Genomic DNA, 5,829 nt, shown 5'->3' with positions numbered 1-5,829 from the left:
TGACGGTGGAAGGGACATTCGACAAGTCGGCTGTTCGGGCGTATTTGAAAGAAAGCCTGCCGGACTACATGGTGCCGTCTTACCTGAAGCCGCTGGACAGTTTGCCGCTCACGACGAACGGCAAGGTGGACCAGAGAGCGCTGCCGGAGATTTCGCCGGACGAGCTGGCCGAAGGCGCTTATGAAGCGCCGAGAACCCGTACCGAGGCGAAGCTGGCGGAGATATGGCAGGACGTGCTCGGCGTCAGCGGCATCGGCATCCACGACCATTTCTTCGAATTGGGAGGACATTCGCTGAAAGCGATGATTGTGGTCTCGCGTATCCATCAGGCGCTGGATGTGGAGATTTCCGTGCGGCAGGTGTTCCTCACGCCTACCGTCGCAAGCTTGGCGGACGCGTTGGAAGCGGCGGAGGGCCGCACGTATGAAGCGCTGAAGCGCACGGAGGAGCGGGAGTATTATCCGCTGTCTTCGGCTCAAAAGCGGCTGTACGTCCTGCAGCAGCTCGAAGGCGCGGAGCTCAGCTACAATATGCCGGTGGCGCTGCGGCTGTCCGGAGCGTTGGCTCGCGAACGTTTGAAGGCTGCGCTCGAAGCGCTGATCGCCCGTCACGAATCGCTGCGCACTTCGTTTACAGTGGTTAACGGAGAGCCGGTACAGCGAGTGCGAAGCGCCGCGGCCTATCCGATATCCTGCGAAGAAGCGGACGAAAAAGGGGCTGCAGAGCGAATTGCGGCATTCCTCCGTCCGTTCGACCTCGGCGAAGCTCCGCTGCTTCGCACGAGCCTTGTGCGGCTTGGCGAGGCAGAGCATCTGCTGCTGTTCGACATGCACCATATCGTTTCGGACGGCACGTCGATGGGGATTTTTGTAAACGAGTTGACGAGGCTGTACGCCGGAGAGCAGTTGGAGCCGCTGCCGCTGCAGTACAAGGACTATGCGGTATGGCAGCAGGCCTTCAAGCAAAGTCCGGCTTACAGCAGGCAGGAAACGTATTGGCTGGACCGGTTCGCCGGGGAGCTGCCGGTGTTGAATCTGCCGGCGGATCATCCGCGTCCGGCGGTGCGAAGCTTCGCAGGAGCGCGATTGGAGTTTGAGCTGGACGCCGCGCTGTCGGCAGAAGTCCGGGAGCTGGCCCGCGCAAGCGGCGCGACGTTGTACATGGTGCTGCTGGCTGCCTTTAGCACCCTGCTTGCGCGGCTTAGCGGCCAGGAGGAGCTGATTGTCGGTTCGCCGGTAGCCGGACGGCCGCATGCAGAGCTCCACGGATTGCTGGGCATGTTCGTGAGCACGCTTGCCATCAGGTCCGCGCCGGCTAGGGAAAAAACATTCCGACAGTATATCGAGGAACTAAAAGAAATTACGATGTCGGCCTACGAACATGCGGATTATCCGTTTGAAGAGCTTGTCGAACAAGTGGTCCAGCAGCGGGATATCAGCCGCAATCCGATCTTTGACGTCATGTTCGCGCTGCAAAATATGGAGCAATTCGAGCTGTCTATGACTGATGTCAAGGTATCTTCCTATGAACTGGACAACTCGATCTCGAAATTCGACTTGTCGCTGTTTGTGAGCGAACAGGGGGACCGATTGCACTGCGCCCTGGAATATGCCACGGCGCTGTTTGAACCTGGTACCATCGCGCGTTGGAGAGACAATTTCATCGTGCTGCTGCGGCACGTCGTATCCGATCCGGAGATTCCGCTAGGAAAAGCGGATTTGCTCGGCAGCCAAGACCTGTTTTGCTTGCAGGAATGGACGAACGGACCGGTCTTGAAGGTGCCCGATCTGGCCTTGCACGAATTGTTCAAAGAGCAGGCGTACAGGACGCCGGACCGCACGGCTCTTGTCTTCGGCGAAGACCGGCTCACTTACCGGGAGCTTGACCGGTTGTCCGACCGGATGGCTCTGGCGCTGCAGCATGACCGGATCGGCGCAGGCAGCATTGTCGGCCTCATGGCCGGCCGGTCGCCTCTAATCGTAATCAGCCTGATCGGCATTCTGAAAGCGGGCGCGGCTTTTCTGGCGGTGGACCCGTCTTATCCGGCCGAACGCATCGCTTATATGCTTGAGGATTCCCGGGTGTCTTGTCTGCTTGTCGATGCCGCGCAGACGTACGGCCATTTGACCTATAAAGGACAAGTACGCATCATAGAAGAGATGATGTCGGGAAGCGGATGGTCCGACGCGGCGCAGTCGCAGGTTGCTTCCTCGGTCTCGGAGCGAAAAGACGGCGGACAGCTGGCGTATATCATTTACACCTCGGGCACGACTGGCAGCCCGAAAGGGATCATGATGAAGCACAGCAACCTGGTAAACCTGATCATGCATCAATACGAGCATACGTCGATTCCTTTCGACAAAAACGTGCTTCAGTATTCTTCGTACAGCTTTGACGTGAGCTATCAGGAAAACTTTTCCACGCTGCTTGCCGGCGGGACCGTCTATTTGATTGAAGAGGAGATGCGCCAGGATCCTGTTGCGCTTTTCCGGTTCGTGGAGGAGCGGGACATTCGGACGATGCTGCTGCCGGCTTCCTTTGTGAAGTTTGTTTGGAACGATCCTACCTACGAATCGGTATGGCCGAAGAGCGTGCGGCATCTGGTTGCGGCGGGAGAGACGCTGGTCGTCGGGCCCGTGCTGCAGCGTTACATGCGGGAGCAGGGGGTTACCTTGCACAATCATTACGGCCCTTCGGAAGCGCACGTGACGACCATGTATATCATGCCGCCGCAGGGAACGATCTTGGAGCAGCCTCCTGTAGGCCAGCCGATCAGTAACGCGTCGATCTATATCGTGGACCCGCTCGGGCAGCCGCAGCCGGTCGGCGTTGCGGGCGAGGTGTACGTCGGCGGGGCGGGGGTCGGCCAAGGGTATCTGCATAAGCCCGAGCTGACCCGCGAGAAGTTCGTTCCCAATCCGTGGTCTCCCGGCACGCTCATGTATCGTACCGGAGATATGGCCCGCTGGCTCTCCGACGGGAATATCGAATATTTGGGGCGCATCGATCATCAGGTGAAAATAAGAGGCTACCGGATCGAACTGGGCGAGATCGAAGCCCGACTGCTCGGCATCGAGGGAATTCGCGAAGCCGTCGTGCTGGTGATTCCCGACGAACAAGGAAACAACGAGCTGTGCGCATATTTTGCGGGCGACCGTGAGTTTGTGCTGGTGGAGCTCCGGGAGGCTCTGAAGACGATGCTGCCGGACTACATGATCCCTGCTTACTTCATCCAGCTTGAAGAGCTGCCCGTCACTTCGCAGAGCGGGAAAATAGACCGTAAGGCGCTGCCGAAGCCCGAGGAAGGCATCCGGACAGGCACCCCGTATTCCGCGCCGCGCAACGAGATCGAAGTCAAGCTGGCGGACATCTGGCGCGAAGTATTGGGGCTTGGGAAAATAGGCGTTCACGACAACTTTTTCCACATGGGAGGCCATTCGTTAAAGGCGACCGTTCTGACCGGCAAGCTCCATAAGCAGTTCAACGTCGAAGTGCCTTTAAAGGAAATCTTTCGAAATCCGACCATCCGGGAGCTGAGCGTTGTTATCGAAAGCAGCCGGGAAAATCGTTATGAAGCGATCGAGCCGTGCAGGGAACAAGTGTATTATGCCACCTCCTCTGCCCAAAAAAGGATGTATTTGGTTCGACAGCTCGAACAAGGGATTGCTTACAACATGCCGATGCTCTGCGAGATCGAGGGCGAGGCCGATTCGGACCGGATTGAAGCGGCCTTCCGGGCGCTGGTCGAAAGGCACGAGTCGTTACGCACTTCGTTCGAGGATAGGGACGGCGAGATTGTGCAGATCGTTCATCCCGTCGATTCGTTCCGGCTGGAAAGAAGCGAACAGAACGGCCAAAAGCTCGAATCGCTGATTCGGCGTTTCGTCCGGCCTTTCGATTTGGGGCAGGCTCCTTTGTTCCGGGCGGAGCTTGTCGTCAAGAGTGGGAATGCCGCGTATCTCTTCGTCGATATGCACCATATCGTTAGCGACGGCGTATCGATCGAAATCGTCTTGAGCGAATTTACGGAGCTATACAACGGCAAGGAGCCAGTGCCGCTGCGCCTGCAGTACAAGGATTACGCCGCCTGGCAAAATACGTTCCTGCAGTCGGAGGACATGAACCGGCAGGAGGCTTATTGGACAGAGCGGTTCGCCGGCGAAATTCCGGTGCTTCACCTGCCGTACGATTACGGGCGGCCCGCCACGCAGAGCTTTGAAGGGAATCTCGGACACTTCTCCCTGGACGAACGGCTGACGGAGGGCATCCGGAGCATCGCTCGCGAGACGGGCAGCACCACGCATATGGTTATGCTGTCCATCTTCCATATCCTGCTGGCCAAATACAGCGGTCAGGACGATATCGTGATCGGAAACCCGATTGCGGGAAGACCGCACGCCGACCTGCATAGCATCGTGGGCATGTTTGTCAATACGCTGGCGCTGCGGAATCAAGCGGCGGACGAGAAGAGCTATCTCGAATTTTTGAAGGAGGTCCGGGACAATGCGCTTGAGGCCTACGAGAATCAAAGCTATCCGTTCGAGGCGCTGCTGGATAAAATCCAAGTTCAACGGGACCCGGGCCGGAATCCGCTATTCGATGTGATGTTCAACATGAGCCATGCCAAGGAAGGGAGCGACGGCAAGCTTACCGGTCTCCGCTTGAAGCCGATCCCGAGAGAACACCGCATCTCCAAATTCGATTTGACGCTTCACGTCATGGAAAACGAGCAGACCTTCGCATGCAGCCTCGAATACTGCACCCGCTTGTTCCATGCCGGGACAATCGCGCGGATGGGGCTGCATTACCGTCAAATCGCGGCGCAGGTATGCGTGGACCGCGAAGTCAAGCTGGCCGACATCGATCTCATTACGGAAGAGGAAAAACGGGAAATTTTGTTCGAGTTCAACGCGACGAAGCGGGATTATCCGAGAGACCGGACGATTCATGTGCTTTTCGAGGAGCAGGTGGAGAAAAGTCCCGACCGGATTGCGGCCGTATTCGGGAAACGAACGATCACGTATCGTGAGCTGAACGCGAGGGGAAATCAACTTGCCGCTGTGCTCAGGGACAAAGGAGTCGTGGCGGACACCGTCGTAGGTATCATGGTCGAGCGGTCGGTCGAGATGCTGATCGGCATTCTGGGCATATTGAAGGCCGGCGGAGCATATCTCCCGATTGATCCCGACTATCCGGCGGAACGGAGCGACTACATGCTGAAGGATTGCGACGCCCGCATTCTGCTCGTATCCGGCGAAGCCGGGGGGAATCTCCGGTTCGCAGGCGAGCGGCTGGATATTGCCGTCTCGTCCGAGACGAACGGCGCCGGGGATGCGCTCACCAATCCGGACAACACATCATCGGCATCGCATCTGGCCTATGTGGTGTATTCGTCCGGCAGTACGGGGCAGCCGAAGGGGATATTGGCGGAGCATCGGAATGTCGTGCGCCTGGTGAAAAATACCAACTACGTCGAGTTCCGGGAAGGCGACCGCATTCTGCAAACGGGGGCGCTCGTCTTCGACGCCACGACGTTCGAGGTATGGGGCGCGCTGCTGAACGGGCTCACGCTGCATCTGGTTCTCAACGAGACGATTTTGTCCCCGTTAGCATTGGAGCGGGAGCTCGCGGAGAACCGCATCGCGATCCTGTGGCTGTCCGTCGCCTTGTTCAACCAACTGGCGCAGGAGAAGCCCGAGTTGTTCCGTCCGTTAACCTACTTGATCGTGGGCGGCGAGGTGCTGTCGACGAAGCATATCAATCTGGTCCGCAGCCGGTGCCCCGGCGTGCATATCCTCAACGTCTACGGTCCGACCGAAAACACGACAT

At 58.1% G+C, this 5,829-nt stretch carries 1 protein-coding gene; it reads left to right on the top strand.

Annotation, left to right across the window (positions count from 1 at the left end; translation table 11 throughout):
* The coding region (locus QJ48_RS30065; RefSeq protein WP_157261804.1) for a non-ribosomal peptide synthetase at nt 1–5,829 on the top strand (5,829 nt) is incomplete at both ends.

It is taken from the genome of Paenibacillus sp. A3, from assembly GCF_001399685.1.
GTDB lineage: Bacteria > Bacillota > Bacilli > Paenibacillales > NBRC-103111 > Paenibacillus_G.
The sequence above is the reverse complement of the archived record's forward strand: the minus strand, read 5'-3'. Positions and strand labels throughout refer to the sequence as shown.